The 19,269-nt window shown below is 67.5% G+C and carries 21 protein-coding genes and 2 pseudogenes; 19 read left to right on the top strand and 4 right to left on the bottom strand.

The window, feature by feature from the left end; genetic code table 11:
* Window positions 1-214: 214 nt before the first annotated feature.
* Window positions 215-1,111, bottom strand: coding sequence for an alpha/beta hydrolase (locus tag PBV52_RS39585; RefSeq protein ID WP_274245430.1), 897 nt, complete (start codon window positions 1,109-1,111; stop codon window positions 215-217).
* A complete protein-coding gene (locus PBV52_RS39590) occupies window positions 1,104-1,904 on the bottom strand; it encodes an alpha/beta hydrolase (RefSeq protein ID WP_274245432.1) in 801 nt (266 codons plus the stop codon). The genes PBV52_RS39585 and PBV52_RS39590 overlap by 8 nt, the downstream gene beginning before the upstream one ends.
* 369 nt (window positions 1,905-2,273) lie before the next feature.
* Here PBV52_RS39590 and PBV52_RS39595 point away from each other — a divergent pair, with 369 nt between their 5' ends.
* The 10 genes from PBV52_RS39595 to PBV52_RS39640 all read left to right on the top strand — a co-directional run bounded on the left by PBV52_RS39595 (window position 2,274) and on the right by PBV52_RS39640 (window position 10,334).
* Window positions 2,274-2,996: a flavin reductase family protein gene (locus tag PBV52_RS39595; protein ID WP_274245434.1), complete on the top strand. Its 723-nt coding sequence runs from the start codon at window positions 2,274-2,276 to the stop codon at window positions 2,994-2,996.
* Window positions 2,993-4,213: an alpha/beta fold hydrolase gene (locus PBV52_RS39600; RefSeq protein ID WP_274245435.1), complete on the top strand. Its 1,221-nt coding sequence runs from the start codon at window positions 2,993-2,995 to the stop codon at window positions 4,211-4,213. Before PBV52_RS39595 ends, PBV52_RS39600 begins: the two co-directional genes overlap by 4 nt.
* A gap of 69 nt (window positions 4,214-4,282) precedes the next feature.
* The gene (locus PBV52_RS39605) at window positions 4,283-5,071 is read left to right on the top strand and encodes an enoyl-CoA hydratase/isomerase family protein (RefSeq protein ID WP_274245437.1); all 789 of its coding nucleotides are present in this window, start codon (window positions 4,283-4,285) and stop codon (window positions 5,069-5,071) included.
* 131 nt (window positions 5,072-5,202) lie between these two features.
* Entirely contained in the window at window positions 5,203-5,829 is a 627-nt protein-coding gene (locus PBV52_RS39610) for a CGNR zinc finger domain-containing protein (protein ID WP_274245439.1), read from the top strand.
* Between the two features lie 145 nt (window positions 5,830-5,974).
* Window positions 5,975-6,133 carry a hypothetical protein gene (locus PBV52_RS39615; RefSeq protein WP_274245441.1) on the top strand — a complete coding sequence of 53 codons (159 nt, stop codon included), beginning with the start codon at window positions 5,975-5,977 and terminating at the stop codon, window positions 6,131-6,133.
* A 539-nt stretch (window positions 6,134-6,672) separates the two neighbouring features.
* Window positions 6,673-7,431: a 3-oxoacid CoA-transferase subunit A gene (locus tag PBV52_RS39620; RefSeq protein WP_274245443.1), complete on the top strand. Its 759-nt coding sequence runs from the start codon at window positions 6,673-6,675 to the stop codon at window positions 7,429-7,431.
* The gene (locus PBV52_RS39625; protein WP_274245445.1) at window positions 7,428-8,105 is read left to right on the top strand and encodes a 3-oxoacid CoA-transferase subunit B; all 678 of its coding nucleotides are present in this window, start codon (window positions 7,428-7,430) and stop codon (window positions 8,103-8,105) included. The genes PBV52_RS39620 and PBV52_RS39625 overlap by 4 nt, the downstream gene beginning before the upstream one ends.
* A gap of 56 nt (window positions 8,106-8,161) precedes the next feature.
* Window positions 8,162-9,334 carry a thiolase family protein gene (locus PBV52_RS39630; protein WP_274245447.1) on the top strand — a complete coding sequence of 391 codons (1,173 nt, stop codon included), beginning with the start codon at window positions 8,162-8,164 and terminating at the stop codon, window positions 9,332-9,334.
* Complete coding sequence (locus PBV52_RS39635; protein WP_274245449.1) at window positions 9,331-9,558, top strand: hypothetical protein; 228 nt, start codon at window positions 9,331-9,333, stop codon at window positions 9,556-9,558. Before PBV52_RS39630 ends, PBV52_RS39635 begins: the two co-directional genes overlap by 4 nt.
* A gap of 149 nt (window positions 9,559-9,707) precedes the next feature.
* The gene (locus PBV52_RS39640) at window positions 9,708-10,334 is read left to right on the top strand and encodes a peroxiredoxin (RefSeq protein WP_346283437.1); all 627 of its coding nucleotides are present in this window, start codon (window positions 9,708-9,710) and stop codon (window positions 10,332-10,334) included.
* A 612-nt stretch (window positions 10,335-10,946) separates the two neighbouring features.
* Here the strand turns inward: PBV52_RS39640 and PBV52_RS51915 are convergent.
* A complete protein-coding gene (locus PBV52_RS51915; protein WP_373922042.1) occupies window positions 10,947-11,288 on the bottom strand; it encodes a pyrroline-5-carboxylate reductase dimerization domain-containing protein in 342 nt (113 codons plus the stop codon).
* Here PBV52_RS51915 and PBV52_RS51920 point away from each other — a divergent pair.
* Window positions 11,282-11,512, top strand: a pseudogene (locus PBV52_RS51920) (ATP-binding protein); the annotation flags it as partial. The gene PBV52_RS51915 and the pseudogene PBV52_RS51920 sit on opposite strands and share 7 nt — an antisense overlap.
* 45 nt (window positions 11,513-11,557) lie before the next feature.
* Here the strand turns inward: PBV52_RS51920 and PBV52_RS39655 are convergent.
* Window positions 11,558-12,604, bottom strand: coding sequence for an AraC family transcriptional regulator (locus tag PBV52_RS39655; protein ID WP_274245454.1), 1,047 nt, complete (start codon window positions 12,602-12,604; stop codon window positions 11,558-11,560).
* Here PBV52_RS39655 and PBV52_RS39660 point away from each other — a divergent pair.
* From PBV52_RS39660 to PBV52_RS39695, 8 genes and pseudogenes are all read left to right on the top strand, one after another.
* Window positions 12,594-13,658, top strand: a complete 1,065-nt coding sequence (locus PBV52_RS39660) for an AraC family transcriptional regulator (RefSeq protein ID WP_274245456.1) — start codon at window positions 12,594-12,596, stop codon at window positions 13,656-13,658. The two genes, PBV52_RS39655 and PBV52_RS39660, sit on opposite strands and share 11 nt — an antisense overlap.
* 173 nt (window positions 13,659-13,831) lie before the next feature.
* Window positions 13,832-14,737: an alpha/beta hydrolase gene (locus PBV52_RS39665; RefSeq protein ID WP_274245458.1), complete on the top strand. Its 906-nt coding sequence runs from the start codon at window positions 13,832-13,834 to the stop codon at window positions 14,735-14,737.
* Window positions 14,738-14,803: 66 nt separating this feature from the next.
* On the top strand, window positions 14,804-15,247 hold the full coding sequence (locus PBV52_RS39670) for a tautomerase family protein (RefSeq protein ID WP_274245460.1): 444 nt from the start codon (window positions 14,804-14,806) through the stop codon (window positions 15,245-15,247).
* A 98-nt stretch (window positions 15,248-15,345) separates the two neighbouring features.
* Window positions 15,346-15,474 (top strand): hypothetical protein, encoded by a 129-nt coding sequence (locus PBV52_RS39675; RefSeq protein ID WP_274245461.1) that lies wholly within the window; start codon window positions 15,346-15,348, stop codon window positions 15,472-15,474.
* Window positions 15,475-15,567: 93 nt separating this feature from the next.
* Window positions 15,568-15,960, top strand: a complete 393-nt coding sequence (locus PBV52_RS39680) for a hypothetical protein (RefSeq protein ID WP_274245463.1) — start codon at window positions 15,568-15,570, stop codon at window positions 15,958-15,960.
* A 174-nt stretch (window positions 15,961-16,134) separates the two neighbouring features.
* Window positions 16,135-17,019: an MBL fold metallo-hydrolase gene (locus PBV52_RS39685; RefSeq protein ID WP_274245465.1), complete on the top strand. Its 885-nt coding sequence runs from the start codon at window positions 16,135-16,137 to the stop codon at window positions 17,017-17,019.
* The gene (locus tag PBV52_RS39690; protein WP_274245467.1) at window positions 17,016-18,560 is read left to right on the top strand and encodes a class I adenylate-forming enzyme family protein; all 1,545 of its coding nucleotides are present in this window, start codon (window positions 17,016-17,018) and stop codon (window positions 18,558-18,560) included. Before PBV52_RS39685 ends, PBV52_RS39690 begins: the two co-directional genes overlap by 4 nt.
* A 349-nt stretch (window positions 18,561-18,909) precedes the next feature.
* Window positions 18,910-19,254, top strand: a pseudogene (locus tag PBV52_RS39695) (MFS transporter); the annotation flags it as partial.
* Window positions 19,255-19,269 lie beyond the last annotated feature (15 nt).

Genomic DNA, 19,269 nt, shown 5'->3' on the forward strand with positions numbered 1-19,269 from the left:
GGCGCACCTGCCGTGAACTGCTCCAGCTCGCCCGGAATACCGGGTCCGGACGCCGCCCAGCCGGGTGCCTGGCTCGCCAGGCGGGGGCAGTGGTGGGGTCTCTCTTCCAAGATCCTGCCGCCACTTGAACGACGAGGAGTTCACCGACGAGCTGGTCTGATCATCCATCAGGCCGGATGCTGACCCGGCCGATTTCCTCGCGGATGCACTCGTTCTATGCCTGCAGAAACTTCCGGAACCAGTCGAGTGCTTCCGAGCCGGCGCGCTCGAACTGGGCGCGGTACGGGTCGAAGTGGCCACCGGGGATGAGGATCAGCTTCTTGGGTTCGAGGGCGTCCTCGTAGGCCTCGAGAGCGACGTCGGTCACCGTCAGGTAATCGTCCTTGGCAACGATCATCAGCAAAGGCGTGGGGGACACCCTGCGGATGAATGACCCGGGGTCGTACATGCGCGCCATGCGCGTGGACCGTACGGTCACCCGGTTCTCCCAGACTCCCTCCGGCAGCTCCTGGAGATAGAAGTCGACCGCGTCGCCGGAGTAGTAGGACGCGCGGACCGCCGGATCGCTGCTGACGATCTGCTGGTACTGGAGCGGTTCCCCGCGGGCGGCGCTGCGCTCCTCCTCCGCGAACCCCTCCTCAAGGGCGGGAACGAGATGCGGAGGCACCCGCCGAAGCCCCTGCCGGAAGCCGCTGATGTTCGGGACCTGTGCGACGACGGCCTTCAGGCGCCGGTCCGTAGCACCGAGCACGATGGCGTGCCCACCGCCGTAACTGCTTCCCCAGACGCCGAGCCGGTCCGGATCGACCTCGGGCTGCGCCTCCAGGAAGGAGATCGCCCGACGCCAGTCCTCGGCCTGCACCCACGGATTGACGTCCTGACGTGGCTCGCCGTCGCTGGCGCCGAACGTGCGGTGGTCGTGGAGGAGTACGGCGAAACCCGCCTCGGCGAACCGCCGGGCGAAGCCCTCCAGGGCGTGCTCCTTGACGCCCGCGTAGCCGTGAGCCATGGAGATGGCCGGATGCGGGCCTTCGCCTTCGGGTACGAAGTACCAGCCGCGCAGGGTCACTCCACCGTCGGCGGTGAAGGCCACGTCTCGCCTGTCAACCATGGTTCCTCATTTCCTTGCTGTCACTCCTGCCGCGCCGGGTGGGTGGCGGGCCGGTGGGGTGGGCTGCCGTCGGGGGGCCGTCGGCGAGCCAGGACTCGATCTGCTTCCAGCCCTGGGCCCATTCCGGGTCGAGCATCATGGTGTGTCCGACGCCGGTGATTTTCCGGAGTCGCGCCCCGTAGCGCCGCGCGGTGGCCCGTGCGGAGACGAGGGGCACGAGCCGATCCTTCGCGGCGGCGAGTACCAGGACCGGCAGCGGCGGTACGCGCGTCGGCCGGTGGAAGAGGAACTGGTACTGGACGAGCGGGGAGTCGGGGGTCAGGCGCTTGCTCGCCTCGGCCGTCGCCGGGTCGTCCGGGTGGGCGTAGAGGATGTGGGGACCGAGTTTGATCGGCCTGCCGGCTATGTAGCGCGGCACTTCCCACGGCTGCCGGCGCAGTACCGCCAGAATCGTGTGCACCGCGGGGCGTGGGGGCAGCGGAGCGACCAGGATCATGGCAGCGGCGTTCGCCGCCGCGGCCACGCGTTGGACGACGAGCGCGCCCATGGAGTGCCCGATCAGCACGACGGGCCCCTGGAGCGAGCGTGCGGCGCGGACGACGTCGGCCTCGTAGTCGCTCAGCGCGGAGCGGGCGGCGGTGCCGCCGCTGCCACCGTGGCCGCGCAGGGAGACCGCCCAGCTGTCGTGTCCGGCCGCGGCCGCCGCGGCCATCCAGTCCTCCCAGACCCAGGCGGCGTAGCCCAGACCGTGCACGAACAGCAGCTGGGGTGTTCCGGGTGCCGCGGGTCTCACTGGTGAGGCGTGGAGCATCTCCAGTGCCGGTTCCCCGGTGAGACCTGGAAGCGTTGTTGCTTTCATAGCGGCGGACCCTAACAGCTGGGTACATAGGTGACAACGGTATGGCTATGTCATTTCGAATGTGTTGACGCGGCCTTCCCTCTCCGGGGTCCCGGCGGGCATTTCAGGTGGCGCACACCTGGCGTTGTCACAAGTGTAGGCGCTACGCTTCTGTACGCATCAGAGGTCGTCCCTCTCGCCCCGCGTTTCCCCGGGGCTATCCGCACCCGGTACTGACCGGGAATCGAGCCGGCCATCGTCGCGGGCGCCGAGAGCAGGCCGAGACCGGCAGCCTTCGGATGAGGCGTTCAACGGAGAGTGCAAATGATCATCGATACGGCATCGCTCGACGCCAGGTCGAGCTACAAACTTCTCATCGGCAGCGTGCTGCCGCGCGCGATCGCCTGGGTCAGCACCCGGTCGACCGCGGGCATCGGCAACGTGGCCCCGGTGTCCTTCTTCACCGTCGTCGGCCGCCTTCCCCCGATCGTGTCGATCTCCCTTCAGCCCCGCTCCGACGAGGTCACCCTGAAGGACACGTTCGTCAACATCCGGGACACCGGTGAGTTCGTGGTGAACATGGCGTCGATCGGCCATGCCGACGAGGTGCACCGCTCCGCCTTCGAGTTCGACCCGGAGGTCGACGAATTCGAGGCACTCGGCCTGGAGAAGGGCAAGTGTGAGGTCGTAGCGGCGCCCCGGATCGCCGACGCCCCTGTTTCCATGGAGTGCGTGGTCGATCGGATCATCCCGATGCCCCCGATGCCGGACCACGTGGTCTGGGGGCGCGTGGAGCGCTTCCACGTGCGCGACGACCTCTACCTGCCCGGCGGGCGCATCGACACCGGTGCCCTGGGGGCCGTTGGGCGTCTGGCCGCCGAGTACTCGCTCGTCGACAACATCTTCACCACCCCCCTTCCCGAGGAGCTCGTCGAGCGTCTGCGCGTGACGCGCAGCGCGCGGCTCGATGAACGTCCGACGGACTTCTCACCCATCGACACGGCGGAATGGTCGCCTTCCGGATCAACGAGGACGGAACCGAAATGACCAGAGACCTTGTTCGCACCGACCCAGCCGGTACCGGCGGTGGCGAGGCGCTCCCGCAGGCGCCGACACTGCTGCTCGTCCACGGCTTCCTGGACGATGCCACGGTCTGGGACGGCTTCGTCGAAGCCCTGAAGGGTGCCGTGGCGACGGCGCGTATCGATCTTCCGGGTTCCGGGACCCGTGCGTCCTGTGCCGAGGACACGGAGAAGCTGAGCCTGGCCCTGTTCGCCGACGAGGTCGCATCCGTCGTCGACGACATCAAGGGACCCGTCGTCGTGGTGGGCCAGAGCATGGGCGCCCAGGTTGCCGAACTCGCGGCCGCCGCCCGGCCCGGGCGCGTCGCCGGACTGGTTCTGCTCACGCCGGTCCCGCTCGGGGGCACCCGTCTGCCCGAGGAGGCCGTCGTACCGTTCCGGGCACTCGGCGGGAACGCGGAGGCCCAGCGTGCCGTTCGCACCCAGCTCTCGCCGGCGCTCGACAAGGAGGCACTGGACGCGCTGGGCCGCAGCGGCCTGCTGGTTGCCCCGCCCGTGGCCGCACGGTACGTCGACATCTGGAACAACGGTGTCGAGGAGGCATCGGAACAGAGCGCGTACTGCGGCCCCGTCCTCATCGTCCGCGGCGACAGCGACGGCTTCGTCACCGAGGAAGTTGTCACCGGCGCCATCGCGCCTCGTTTCCCTGCTGCGCGTCAGGCGACGGTTCCCGGCGGTGGGCACTGGCTGCACGTGGAGTACCCCCACGCCCTGGCCCGCGAAGTCCTCGGCTTCCTCCAGAACTTGAATGCCGGCGATGCGGCTTCGGGCTGGCGCAGCGGCTTCTCGGAGCATTCCGAGAACACCTTCGCCCAGGGCTTCGCCGAGGACGTCGTGCTGGAGGCCAGCATTCTTGCCCGGCCGATCGGCGGTCGGGCGCTCGTCGCCTCTGCTCTCGCGGCTGCGAGCACGATCTACGAGTCGCTGGAGTTCACGGCCGAGGCCTCCGACGCAACCACGACCTACCTGCAGTGGAAGGCGACGGCGTTCGGCGGAGTGGAGTTCTCCGGCGTCACTCTTCTGGAGAAGAACGCAGAGGGCGATGTCGTCCGGGCGGCGATCCACCATCGTCCGCTCGGAGCAGTCCTGCGATTCTCTGCCACGGTCCGCGACCGGCTGGTCGGCATCGTCCCGCCCGATCACTTCCATGCGGGCGACCCGCAGCCCGCTCCGGGCGCATAGCCCAGTTCCCCGTCTGTCCCGCGCGGCCACCCTCAGCAACCGTGCCTGCAGGAAAGAAATGGAAGACCGATGAGCCATCTTGGTTTCGATATCAACGACCACGTCGCCGAGATCGTCCTGGACAACCCGCCGCAGAACCGTATCGACGAACAGATGGCCGAGGAACTGCTCGCAGCGGTCGAGAAGGCGGAGTCATCGGGGGCGCGGGCGATCCTTCTGCGGGCCGAAGGGCCTGACTTCTGCTTCGGCGGGGACATCGTCACGTGGCCCGACCTCGACGTGCGGCAGCTGCGGATGCTGTTCGAGCGGTACATGTTCGCCTTCAACCGCTTCGAGCAGATTCCCGTGCCAGTGGTCGCAGCGGTGAACGGCCTGTGCTTCGGCGGGGGCTTCGAACTCGCCCTGCGCTCCGACGTGATCTTCGCCGGCGAGGGCGCCCGGTTCGGGCACCCCGAGCAGACGCTGGGCCTCGTCACCCTGCTTGGCGGCATCTACCGATCGGCCGCTCGTGCGGGCCGTGCCAGGGCCTACGAATGGGCACTGACCTCGGAACAGGTGCCCGCTGCCACCATGGCGCAGGCCGGAGTCGTCAACCACGTCCTGCCCGATGCCGAAGTCCTCGAGGCCGCTCGGGCGTTCGCCCGCAAGGTGGCCGCAGGGCCCACCCGGGCGCACGCCGCGCACAAGGCGCTGCTGCGGATGTGGGAAGCCGGTGGCGTGAAGGCCGCCGACGACTCGATGTTCGACATCGCCATCCCCCTGTTCGAGTCCAAGGATGTGACCGTCGCTCTGACGTCGGCTGTGGCGGCTTACAAGGCCGGACAGCCCCGACCCACCGTCGACTTCACCGGGGAATAGGGGGAATAGGTCCCCTCGCGGGGCCGTCCTGCAGGCGGCCCCGCTCATGCGGTCCGGCCATGGGTCACAGGTGAAAGCGATAGGCTCTTACAGAGGCGATGCAAGCACCCTGACGGCACCAGGAGGACACGATGAGTGCGGCGGTCCAATGGCCGGCCTCGGCTCGCTATGAGGAAGTCGAACACAACGCCCCAGGCGGGCTGGGATTCGTACAGGACCTCTTGAACACAGCGAGCCTGGGCAAGCCACGCCAGCCTGACCTCCTGGAGTCCGTCGATACGGCGGAGCAATGGCTCCGGTCCTCCCTCGCAACGCTGAGCAGTATCGACTCCAGCGCTCCTTCCGCTCCATGCCCCCTCGATGCACGGGGCCTCCGGCGCCTCCAATCGCTGCGCGACGACCTCCGCGCCGCGCTGGCCACCGGGCATGCCGACGAACCTTCCGCCGCCGTCGCCGCACCGTCGATCGAGACGACGGCAGCCGTCAGTCTGGACGCCGGAGGCGCGCGGCTACATGCTCGCGGCAAGGGTGTCGAGCTTCTCCGCTCGTACGTCATGATCCAACTGGCCGCCGCCACCTATGCCGACACGATGCGGCGACTGAAGGTGTGTGCGAACCCTCGCTGTCGCGGTGCGTTCTACGACCGCTCCAAGAACTGCTCGCGTCTCTGGCACGACGTCACCACCTGCGGCAACACCCAGAACGTACGGGCCTATCGGGCCCGTCTGAAGGAACGCGGGCTCTCCTCGGCGCGGTGATGCGATGGCATCCGCAAGCGGACGCCGTCGCGCGCGGTGCGGGCGCTGCCGAAGATGCTCTGGCACAAAGACCGAGTCAGCCCGGCGGGACGGCGACGCCCCGCCACCGCCCGTCCGGCAGCAACCGAGGCATCCGACCCGAAGCGTGGCTGACGCCTCCCGCCGCGGCACGCTGGCCAACCTCGCCGTACGGTGTGATCTGCCCGGCGGAGTTCGCGGGATGCTCGTCGGCTGCCGCTTCGTCACGCAGGCCGTCTCCAGCTCGCGCCCCGTGCGGCCTCGCGCCGAACGCGGGCGTCGCTGATCGCGGGGCGGGCTCTGCAGGCGGCCTTCGCCGCCCTGGTCTCACCTACGTCACCAGCCCCGCTCCTGCCGGAATTCCCGTCGGCCGGCGGCCGGTTGCCATCGGCACCTAGGGTTCCATGGGCGGCGACCGCCCTCGGACCCATGCCCGCCGCGCTGCCGACCGGGCTCGGTGCGGGGCCACCCTGCCCGCCCAGTCCGGAGCCGCCGCCCAGTCGCTGCCTGCGCCGTTCGCGCTCGGCTCGGAGATCAACGCAGCCTCCGCCAGCTCGGCGCTGTCCTCGGCAACCCACGGCGGTCACGGCCGTCGAATCCTTCCACGACGTCTGGCGGCTCCTCGCAGCTCGCGGTCTGGCGGCCGGACTCCTCCTGTGGACACTTCTCTGGGCACATGAGGCACGCCCCGCTGCCGCCCGCCGGATGGCCGATCGCCTTGTACATAGTCATTAGCATTTTGACTATGTACGAATCACCTCTCCCGATGTACTGTTACCGCCAGCAGGGCGGCATTGAGGCCGCTTCGCGAAAGGGTGATGTCACTTGATCTCGAAGGTCTGTCCGAGTGTCGCCGAGGCCGTGGCGGGCATCGAGGACGGGGCAACGATCATGATCGGTGGTTTCGGCAGAGCCGGTCAGCCCGTGGAGTTGATCGACGCCCTTCTCGAGCAGGGCGCCCGCGAACTCGTGGTCATCAACAACAACGCCGGCAACGGAAACACGGGCCTGGCCGCTCTGCTCGCCGCGGGCCGCGTCCGCAAGATCATCTGCTCGTTCCCGCGTCAGAGCGACTCCTACGTCTTCGACCGCCTCTACCGGGCGGGGAAGATCGAGCTCGAACTCGCCCCGCAGGGGACACTGGCTGAACGCATCCGAGCCGCAGGCGCGGGAATCGGCGCGTTCTTCACTCCCACGGGCTTCGGCACCCCGCTGGCCGCCGGCAAGGAGCACCGGGTCATCGACGGGCGCGACCACGTGCTGGAACACCCTCTGCACGCCGACCATGCGCTGGTGAGCGGCCATCTGGCCGACCGCTGGGGCAACGTGGTGTACCGCAAGACCGCGCGGAACTTCGGGCCGATCATGGCTGCCGCCGCGCAGAGCACCGTCGTACAGGTAGACCGCGTCGTGGAGTTGGGCGCAATCGATCCCGAGACCGTTGTCACGCCGGGGATCTTCGTCGATCGGGTGGTCGGTGTCGGAGAGCGGACATGGCTGCGTGAGGGTGCCTTCGTCGGCGCCGCGGACGCGGAGGGCAACCCGAACCCGAGCACCATCGAATCACGGGACGAAAACCGATGACCGTTCTCAGCTCCGGCCTTTCCCGCCGCGAACTCGCCGCCCGCATCGCGCTCGACATTCCCGAGGGCTCCGTCGTGAACCTGGGGATCGGCGCGCCGACGCTCGTGGCCGATGCCATCCCCGAAGATGTGGAAGTCGTCCTGCACACCGAGAACGGCATGCTGGCGATGGGGTCCGCACCAGTGCCAGGCCACATCGATCCAGATCTCATCAACGCGGGGAAGCAGCCGGTGACCGAGCGGCCCGGAGCCTCCTATTTCCACCACGCCGACTCGTTCGCCATGATGCGCGGAGGGCACCTGGACATCTGCGTGCTCGGGGCGTTCCAGATATCCGAGCACGGCGACCTGGCCAACTGGCACACCGGCGCCGCCGACGCCATACCCGCGGTCGGCGGGGCGATGGACCTGGCGATCGGTGCCAAGTCGGTGTGGGTGATGACTGATCTGCTCACCCGGGACGGCACACCAAAACTCGTCACACAGTGCACCTACCCCCTCACCGGCGTGGGCTGCGTCACCCGCGTCTACACCAACCACGCGGTATTCGACATCACCCCCGTCGGCTTTGCGGTGCGCGAGTTGTTCGGCACCGCCACGATCGACGCGCTCACCTCGGCCACCGGACTGCACCTCAGGGATGGACGAGTTGTCCCCCTTGCCGACCGTTCCTGACAAGACGCCAGCACAATTCCGCCACTCGACGACCATGAACGAAAACGGACGAGGTCATGACCGCTAGCTTCGTATACGACGCTCTACGAACCCCTTTCGGAAAGTACGGCAAAGCACTGGCGGGCGTACGCCCGGACGACCTCGCCGCACGTGTCATGAGCGCCATCGTCGAGCGGCAGCCGGACCTGGACCCGGAGCGGATCGACGACATCGTGTTCGGCAACGCCAACGGCGCCGGCGAGGACAATCGCAATGTGGCCCGAATGGGCGCACTGCTGGCAGGGTTCCCCACCAGCACGCCCGGCGTGACCGTCAACCGCCTGTGCGGCTCCGGAGTCGAGGCGGTCATCCAGGGCAGCCGCGCCATCGAAGCAGGCGACGCAACGCTCGTGCTCGCCGGCGGCGTCGAGTCGATGAGCCGCGCACCGTGGGTCGTGCCCAAGCCGGACCGAGCCTACCCGGCAGGCAACGCGACCATGATCTCCACAACCCTGGGATGGCGGCTCGTGAACCCCCGCATGCCCGAGCAGTGGACCATCCCCCTGGGACAGACAGCCGAGATCCTCGCGCAACGCTTCGCCATCTCACGCGAGGAGCAGGACGCCTTCGCCCTGCGCAGCCATCAGAACGCGGCACGCGCGTTCGCCGACGGCGCCTACGCGGCAGAGATCATCGGTATGCCCGGTGTCCACCTCGACCGCGACGAGGGCATCCGCGACGACACGAGCATGGCCGCCCTTGCCGCGCTCAAGCCGGCATTCCTCGCGAACGGAAGCGTCACAGCGGGCAACTCCTCTCCCCTCAACGACGGTGCCTCCGCAGTACTGCTCGGAGCCGAGAACGCACTGCCCGGAGCACAACCCCTGGCCCGCATCACCGGACGAGGAGTGGCCGGCAACGACCCGGACGTCTTCGGCATCGCCCCGGTGGAGGCAGCCAACCGCGCCCTCGCCCGCGCCGGCAGAACCTGGTCGGACGTCGACCTCGTCGAACTCAACGAGGCATACGCCGCCCAGAGCATCGCCTGCATGCGGCTCTGGCCCGAACTCGATCCCCAGAAGGTGAACGTCGACGGCGGCGCCATCGCCATCGGCCACCCCCTCGGCGCCTCCGGAGGACGCATCGTCGGACACCTCGCACACGCACTTGCCGCACGCGGCGGCGGTATCGGCGTCGCCGCCATCTGCATCGGCGTCGGCCAGGGACTCGCAGTAGTGCTCGAAGCATGACCGGGCACACCACAACGGACAACGGCGGGGTTTCCGCCCACTGTGTGCAGCGGGATCCTTCAGATGGCGGCGACGCCGATACCGCCGCCGCGTGCCTGCTGGCCGAGGCGACCGCTTTCGCCCGCATGGCCGCCCAGGGCCCCACCCGCGCCTACGCCGCGCACCTGCTGCACGCCTGGGCCCTCGGCGCGATCCGCAGCCTTCCGCTCTTGCAGGAGCGGTAGGGCCGGCTCGGCACGGTCCGCGTCGCCACCGAGGCTTGGGGATCAGTGCTGTTCGCCGTCACGTTGGGTTCGATCTGCAGGTGCTTCAGCGGCACTTCGCCGCGCATTACCTTTCCCACACCCCACTCTGGTTGAAGGAGAACGCCGAAATGACGCTCCAAATAGGTGACCTCGCCCCGGATTTCACGGCAGAGTCCGCCACCGGTGAACTGCGTTTTCATGAATGGCTCGGCGAGAGTTGGGGAATATTGTTCTCCCATCCCGCCGACTTCACTCCGGTCTGCACCACGGAGCTCGGTGCGGCCGCCCGACTTGAACCCGAATTTGCCAGGCGTGACACGAAGATCGCTGCGGTGTCGGTCGACTCCGCCAAGGACCACCGCGCCTGGGCGAAGGACATCGCCGAGACGCAGGGCGCCCAGGTCAACTTCCCTATGATCGCCGACAGTGATCGGTCTGTCGCAGACCTCTACGGGATGATCCACCCGAACGCATCCGACACAGCGACGGTGCGCACCGTCTTCGTCATCGGGCCCGACAAGAAGATCAAGTTGACCATGACATATCCGGCCAGCACGGGGCGGAACTTGGCAGAGATTCTTCGAGTACTGGACTCTCTGCAGCTCACGGCTCAGCACCAACTGGCCACGCCTGCGGACTGGCAGCAGGGCCAGGAGGTCGTCATCACCGCTGCTGTAAGTGACGAAGCGGCAGCCATTCGGTTTCCCGGATATCGAACGGTGAAGCCATACCTGCGCCTGACGGACCAGCCGTAGTCTCCCGCCGCCCATACCAGCCAATACGGGCGGAGAAAGCAACGATGTCTGCGCTGGCGCGTCGCCGTCCCGGTCGACGGCCCAGACCGCGCCGTCCGAAGCAGCGATCTCGGTCAGCTGCCCCGTGATCGCGCCGGGACCGGATCCCACGTCGACGATCCGTGCGCAGGGGACCGTTCCGGCGGCGGTCCACAGGCATGTGCGCAGGTTCGAATCCTGCCGGGGCACTGCCGGAAAGAGGTCCTGACCAGCGGAAACGCTGGGCAGGACCTTTCTCGTACGTACCAAAACGTAAACGGTCATTCGGCCGTTGCTGCCTCTCTGGAGCACAGTGTTCCCGCGCGGCGAGTCCCGGTCCCGCCTCCCTCACGGCGCGTCGCCGCAGGTCAGAGCGCCTTCGCCGGGAGCTGGCCGACCTCGCTCGCCGCGAAGTCCCGACCGGGCGGCGAGCGAGGGTCCGGGCGTTGACGCTTCCCGCGCACCAGCTGTGACCTGTGCACATGCGGTCGATGGCGCGTCAGAACGCTAACCGTCTGGCGGGTCGTTGCGCCCAGAGTCCGATATGCGCTATTCACCCAATTCGCAGGAAGCCGACGATGCTCAGGCCGGCCGTCAGCCGCGTTCTGCGAAGCCGAGTTGGCGGGCGCGGCAGGCGGCGTTGTCGAAGACGTCGAGGAGGGTGTCGTGGACGTGGTGGTTCTGGAGGGTGAGGATGCCTTGTTCGATGGTGCCGCCGGTGGTCACGCGGCAGTAGACGTGTTCAGGGTCCTGGCGGGTGGTGGTGAGGAGGTCGGCGGTGCCACGCAGGACCTGGCAGGTGAAGGTGAGGGCCTGGTCGTCGGTAAATCCCGCTTTGGTGGCGACGTCGGTGAAGGCTTTGGCGATGTAGGCGACGAAGGCGGGGCCACCGCCGACGCGGGCTGTGGCATCGGCGATGAGGTTCTCGTCTCCAATCCATTCTGACGTGCGAAGTCTCCGACGCCAGCAGCACCGCCCCGCACCTGCGCCATGCCCGGGTCTTCGACGAAGGCGGCCGCGGCCTGCTCCTGGTCGCCCAGCTCGCCGAGCGCTGGGGCGCACGGCACAGTGGCGAGGGCAAGGTCATCTGGGCCGAACAGGCCCTCCCAAGCAGAGGAAGCTCCGAACTCAGGCCTGTGACGGCGGACTTGAGACTGTAGAGAGACGAGATCACCCGGGGCCGGCTCGGGGCTCGCGGAGCACGCTCAGTCGATGAGGGCGGAATGACCTTTCGGCTCCTGTCCCTCGCGTCGCAGTCTGGAAGGTGACGTGTCGAACCACCGACGTACCGCACGAGTGAGGCTGGACTGTTCCTGCATCCCCAGGCTGGCCGCGATCTGCGAGAAGGACAGGTCGGTCCTCGTGATCAAGTCCAGGGCCTGACTCCGGCGTACACGATCGACGACGCCGGAGAAGGTCGTGCCCTCCTTGGACAGGGACCGCTGCAGTGAACGCGGGTGGAGACTCAGCAGGCGCGCGACTTTCGACAGGTCCGGACCGCTGGATCCGAGCTGTTCGCTGAGAATCGCTGCGACCAGGTCCGACATCGGCACGTGCTGGTGGCCGAAGTGCGTTTCGAGATGGTCCATCGCGATGTCGTGAAGCAGGTCATCGCCGCCGCTGACCGGTGTCGAGAACAGTTGGCTCGGGACGCGCAGGGCCGCGCTCGGACAGTCGAATCTGACCTCGGCCCCGAAGTACGCCCGGTAGGAGCTTTCCTGTGCCAGGCGAGCGTGTGGAAGCAGGACCGAACGAAGTCCGTAGGGTGCGTCGCCGTGGATCAGCGTCAGGACTCGGTGGACGATCCCGATGCCGTAGTCGATCGCCTGTGGTGATGCGTTGATGCCCGTGGTCGTGTAGCGAAGGCCGACCACACCGGGACTTCCCAGCGGATCGTCGGTTTCCTCGAGTGAGAGGGCCGGGCTGTAGACGAACAGGTACCGGCTCGCGCACTCGACGGCCTCGCCGATCGTGCGTGAGTTCTCCATGGCGATCGCCAGCGGTCCCAGCACATGCAGATCCTGCTGCGCCGCCATCCTCAACCCGAGGTCCGGAAGCGCGAATCGGCCGGCCGTTTCCTCGAGAACGCGCTCGACCATTCGGAGACTGGCGAACGAGTTGCCCTCGGCGATCCTCGCCTCGTCGAAGCCATATGCCGCGAGGAGTTCGGGGCCCGAGCCGCCGATCTCGGTGACGAGCGCGGACAGTCCCTGCAGGGCAGAGCACCGGACAGGAAGATCGGTGTCACGCAAGGACAAATCCTTGTCGCCTCAGGGCAAGTACCGGAATGTTTCGACGAAGCAAACTACGAGTCACGACCGAGAGGACAGCTTCTATCGAGCTGGAGCCGAAGTGACTGTCGCCCCATCCATGCTAAGCCCCGCCTGCTTGCTGACACCCGAAGAGTTGGACGTCCGCTGGAGGCTCGCCGTCCGCGACCGCCTTGCCTCCATGGACCTGCAGCTCACAGGGCCGGTCAAGCGCTTCGGATCTGCTGAGGAGCTGGACCTCGGAGACCTGCTCATCACCGACTGGGTGTGCCCGCAGGTCGAAGGGACCCGAGGCAGAAACGCAGTGCGTCAGGACGATGACGCGCTGCTGCTCCTCGCCGCCAACGCCGGCCAACAGATCATCGAGACTTCTGACGAGACCGTCGTCCTGCGACCAGGAACGGTTCTCATCATGAGCACCCGCACGACCGGGCGGTTCGTCATCCCGGATCACCTGGCCAAACGAACGGTCCGGGTGCCCATGAGCGCCCTGTCCCCGTTCGACGCGGGGGGCGGCGCACCCGGTTGCCTGCTCCTGGACACGGCTCAGAACCCTTTGGCCAACCTCCTCCACGGCTTCCTCATGAGCCTGGACCGTCACATCGGGCGGATGTCCGCGGCGGAGGTCGAGGGAGCGCGCAACGCCCTCCTCGTCCTCATCGCCGGCGTGATCCGTGCGAGTCGACCCCACATCGGCGACGACGAGTTCCTGCAGTTGTTCCGACGGCGGCTGGAAGACTGGATCATCGACCATCTCGCCGGTGGACCGATCAGAGTCGCCGACCTCGCTGCCGCCCACAGCGTTTCTCCGAGGACGGTCCACCGGGCCTTCGCGTCGACTGGGGACACCGTCGGGGCGGTCATCCGCATGCACCGCCTGGCAGCGGCCAGAGGCGACCTGGTGAACACGAACCTCTGCATCGCCGCGATCGCGCACCGGTGGGGCTTCTGCGATGCCAGCCACTTCGGACGGGAGTTCCGTCGAGAGTTCTCGCTGTCGCCCGGCGACTACCGGGAAGCCCACGGATGCGCCTGACCGTCTCCTCGTAGGCCGTGACACACCCGTACCACCCCGCGGCGCGATCCTTCTATGAGCCCTCGCAGGCATTCGTGGATTCTGGGCCCGACACCACCACTCGCGAGTGTCGGATCACTCCGAGTGAACCTCCACACGACCGACGGACCATCGCAAGCGAATCGGAAGATCACATGAATCGAGAAGACATCGAGTTCCAGGGCGAGGGCGGCGTCACCCTCCGGGGCTGGTTCTATCCGGCCAGGAACACCAGCACGTCGGCACCGGTCGTGGTCCTGGCGCACGGGCTGTCATGCGTCAAGGAGATGCACCTCGACGACTATGCCGTGGTCTTCTCCGAAGCTGGCCTCAACGTGCTCGCCTACGATCACCGGAACTTCGGCGACAGTGAGGGAACTCCCCGCCAGGAGGTCGACCCGGTCCTGCAGTACCGGGATTTCCGGAACGCGATCACCTACGCCACCACCCGCCCCGAGGTGGACGCGTCGAAGATCGGCATCTGGGGCTCCAGCTTCTCCGGTGGACACGTCCTCATGGTCGCGGCGATCGACAAGAGGGTGAAGGCCGTCGTCTCCCAGGTGCCGTTCATCACGGGTCCGCGCACCCTGAGCCGGGCGATCCGGCCGGACTTCATCCCGGTCTTCCGTGCGATCCAGGAGGGCGACCGACTCAACCGGTTCACCGGCGGAGAGCCCGCTATGGTCCCGGTCGTCGCGGCCGACCCTACGGCGCAGGCAGTGATGCCCGCGGCCGACGCCTACGAGTGGTTCAGCAAGACGTCGGCGGACCGGGCGCCCAACTGGAAGAACGAGCTGACGGCTCGAAGCATGGAAATGGTGACCGAGTACGCCCCGGGTACCTTCATCAGCCGCATCGCGCCGACCCCGCTCCTGATGATCGTGGCTGACAACGACAGGGTGGCACCGTTCGAGTTGGCCCTCGACGCGTACGAGGAGGCCCGGGAGCCGAAGCAGATCATCGTCAAGCAGGGCGGCCACTTCGACTTCTACAGCGGCCCCGGCTTCGACGAGCTCTCCGCAGCCGCACGGGACCACTTCGTCAAGCACCTCCGGGGCTGAGCCCCCTTCTGAGCCGCATCGACGAGCCGCACCTTCCGTCACCGATCCATCCAGCAAGGAGCCGCAATGCCGTACTGGGAGATCTTCACCCCCGAGAGCGCCTTCACCCCGGAGGACAAGGAACAACTGTCCGAGAGGATCACCTCGCTCTACACGGACTACGCCTATGACCTGCCGAAGTTCTATGTCGTCGTCCTGTTCAAGGACATGCCGGCGAACACCATGTACGTCGGTGGTAAGGCAAACAACAACTTCATACGGATCCGCGTGGACCACATCGCCCGGCAGATGGACGACCCCGAGATGCGGTTCCTGTGCATGGAGATCATCGAGGAGAAGCTGGCGCCGTTGGTCAAGGAGCGCGGCTACGACTGGGAGGTCCACATCGACGAGACCCCCATGGACCTCTGGCGCGTCCAGGGCCTCGTTCCGCCTCTGCCGGAGTCCGACATCGAGAAGCTCTGGGCCAGGGAGAACCGGCCCATCCCCTACGAGCAGCTGGCCGGCTGATCCCCTGACCGAGGTCCCGAGGCACCGTGGGGGTCCTGTCCACCGTGCGGGCCCCGGGACCTCATCCATCTCCGGAGGATCCGTCTGAGGAGCGCATGATGACCACAGCGCATACCACCCGCGGCGAGGGCACCCGCTACCGAATCGACCGGCCGACCTTCGCGGACATCATGCGCGATCTGCGGATCCCGAGGAGCGATCTGGGAGCCGGGGACAGGGCCCGGTAGCCGAGAGCGCGGGGCGGGGGCTCGTAACGCGCGCGCTCTCAAGAGCACCACGGCTTCGGCTTCGAGGTCGCCGTCGACGGCATCGACGGCACGGTGCACCGCGCGTTCGGCACGCGCCCCAGCTCGGCGTACATCATCGACCCCTCAGGCACCATCGTGTTCCGGGCACATTGGTCGAACAGACTGGAGCCGCTCGAGGAGGCGCTGCGTGCCGTCGTCGCGGGCCGAGCACCCTCACCTACGAATGTGGGGCAGACGACACGCGCACTGACGCGGATGACGGCGTACGCGGATACCGCGCTCGCCGCTGCCGGTCGCGGGGCCCTGCGCGATTTCTGGCGAGCCGCACCACCGGTCGCAGCGATGATCACGCTGTCCAGACTTTTCCGCTCCCTGCCGAGCGAACGGCGCGTCGCGCCGACCGTCGCGATCACTCTGGCACTCTGCGCTGCCGCCGTCTCCGCGGGGTTGCTAGTCCTGCAGTGAGCCGTATCAACCGCTCCAGCAGCCACGGTGGTGCTTCAGAGCAACGTGGCGCTCGCATACCAGCGCTCGGCGCACTCGTTCTATGAGTCACCGAGCGTGCGTTCATAACGTGACTTCGCCCGCCGACGTGCGCAATGCCGCGTCGGCCGACAACACCGCAACCGGAGGTACCTCGTGACCACTGACACCCACTCCTCGCCGGCCGCACCCCTCCGCGCCACGGTCTTCGTCGGTCGCTGGCCGAATGTCCCGGCCGAGGAGTTTCCCGGCGTACCGAACGGCACCTTCTCGCCCACCACGGCCACGCTCGTGAGCGGCGCCACCGAGGTGGTCCTGATCGACGCGCTCTACCTCAAGGACGACGTCCGCGACCTCGGTGACCTGATCGAGCGCACCGGCAAGAAGCTCACGACGATCTACATCACCCACGATCACGCTGATCACTACCTGGGCTTCGGACCGCTCCTGGAGCGGTTCCCGGAGGCGAAGGCCGTGGCGCTGCCCCACGTGGTCGAGTCCATGAAGCAGAACATGCAGCTTCAGATCGAGCAGTGGCGCATGCTGTTCGGCGACACCTGCATCATGGCGGGGCCGCTTCCGGAGCCGCTCGAAGGCGACACGCTGTACGTCGACGGATCTCCCCTGCACATCATCGAGGTGAAGCAGGCCGACATCCATCCCACGAGCATCGTGCACATCCCCGAGATCGACGTCGTCGTGGCCGGTGACTCCGTCTACAACGAGATCCACCCGATGCTCGGCCTGTCGACGCCCGATGAGTGGCAGGACTGGCTCGAGACCGTCGACACCGTGGAGAGCCTCCGCCCGCGCATGATCGTGTCCGGACACCGCAGGCCCGACGGCGACGACTACGCGGTCGAGACCATGATCGCCCAGACCCGCGCCTACATCCAGGACTTCGCGGCTGCCTCCGAGGTCGCGAAGGACGCCGAAGAGCTGGTGGCCACCATGGTGGAGAAGTACCCGCACCACGGCAACGTCTGGACGCTCCAGTTCTCCGCCGGCGAGGCGATCGCGAAGCGCGATGCTGCTGAGTGACCGAGCCTGTCACCCGAAGCCCGCACTGTTGCCTTCGCGTTGAAACGCGCCACACCACGATAGGTGACCTCACCATGAAATTCGCCTCTCTGCCCGACCGTCGCGCCGCATCCACTCCGGATGGGCCCGCGGTTGCCGACGGGCGTCAGTCGCTCACCAATGCCCAGTTCCTGACCCGTGTCCGGGCTGCTGCTCGTCACCTTCAGGACCTTGGGATCGGTACTGGCGATGTCGTGGCGCTCAAGCTGACGAACCGTGTCGAGTTCGTGCTTCTGCTGTTCGCGGCCTGGCGGCTCGGGGCGACCGTCACCCCGGTCAATCCGAGCCTGACCGAGGGTGAGGTCGCACGGCAGCTCCACGACTCGGGCGCACGCGTGCTGGTCGTCGAGGACGGCACGACCGCTGCAGGCGTCGCCACGCCGGCCGTCGACGACCTGTACGGAGAGGCGGTGGGGTCGGGCCCGACGCCGCAGCTGGACTCGACCGCGCCGGCACTCTTGATCTACACCAGCGGAACGACGGGCGTACCGAAGGGCGTGATGCTCGACCACTCCAACATCGACGCGATGGCGGCGATGGGGTGCCAGGCGATCGAGGCCGGGCCGACCGACCGCTGCTTGCTGATCCTGCCGCTCTTCCACGTCAACGCCATCGTGATCAGCGTGCTCATGCCGCTGGTCGCAGGCGGCAGTGTCTTCATCACCGACCGGTTCGACCCCAAGACCTTCTTCGATCTCGTCGAGCGGGAGCGACCCACCTACTTCAGTGCCGTGCCCACGATCTACAACATGCTCGAGGCGCTGCCGGCCGACGTTCGACCCGACACGTCCTCGCTGCGTTACGGCACTTGCGGCGCAGCACCCGCCTCCGCCGAGTTGCCGATCCGATTCGAGGCTCGGTACGGCTTCCCCATCATCGAGGGTTACGGGCTGTCCGAAGGAACCTGCTTCTCCACCGTCAACCCCGTCGCGGGTCCGCGCCGGGCAGGCACCGTGGGGGTTGTCGTCCCGGGGCAGGAGCTCCGGATCGTCGACGAGCAGGGTAATGAGCTGGCGACTGGCATGGATGGTGAGGTCATCGTGCGTGGCCCCAACGTCATGCGTGGTTATCTCGGTCGGCCGGAAGACACGGCGAAGACGATCGTGGACGGCTGGCTGTACACAGGCGACGTAGGCCACCTGGACGCGGACGGCTACCTGACCCTGGTGGGGCGATCGAAAGACATGATCATCCGCGGTGGCGAGAACATCTACCCCAAGGAGATCGAGGACGTCCTCACGGCTGACCCGTCTGTCCTCGAGGCCGCCGTCATCGGTGTGCCTGACGAGAAGTGGGGAGAGGTGGTAGTCGCCTACGTCCAGCCGCGACCTGGTATGACTGTTCACCCCGCGGCTCTGGAAGCGCTGACTGCGCAACACCTCAGCGGCTACAAGCGGCCGACGTCGTTCTTCGTGGTCGACGCCCTCCCCAGGAACGCCGTCGGCAAGATCGACAAGCCCTCGTTGCGGGCCGCTCACGCCGCAGTCCTGTCATCCCATTGACCACCAGCAGATGCTCGGTCATCGAGGGCTCGCCATCTTCGAAGGTCGGGTGGCCCGCGGGGCGAGATTCCCTTCAGGGGCATGCTCGTGCGGATGGACGACCGCGAGGCAAGGGGCGAGCATCTGGCGAACGGTTCTATGTCCCGCGCCGCGTCCGACCGCCGCAACTCACCACGGCCTGCGCGACCGACGACCCTGCCTGCGTCTTGGCAGCGCCCATGGGCCATCGCGACGCCCAAGACGGGATGGCGCGGAGGCGGTCAGGAGCCGGCTCACCCAGACTGAGCGCAGGCGGGCCGGTGAGACCCCCGGCAGGACTTCGGCCACCGCCGACGCCCGATCGGACGAGCTGTCTCCTGATCCGGATCGGTGGTGGGCCTGGGCGTGATCGCCTCGCGCAGCCGATGGTGTCCTTGGACACCACGATCGTGAACATCGCTCTGTCCTCGGCCCAGTGGGGACTGGGGGCGTTCGATGACAGCCGCCAGTGAGTGATTACCGCATACACGCTCGCGTTCGGGAGTCTGCCTGCGGGCGGTCGGATCGCCGACCTGGTCGGACGCGAGCGGACCTTCCTTGTGGGCCTGGTCGGCTTCGCGGCAGCGTCCGCCCTGGCGGCGCCGCGACGGGCCCCGGCCTGTTCTTCGCGGCGCGTGCCTGCAGGGGGTGCCGAGCAGCAGGGTGCTTACCCGCCCGACCGGGTGACGCT

The sequence above is a fragment of the Streptomyces sp. T12 genome (assembly GCF_028736035.1).
Lineage (GTDB): Bacteria > Actinomycetota > Actinomycetes > Streptomycetales > Streptomycetaceae > Streptomyces.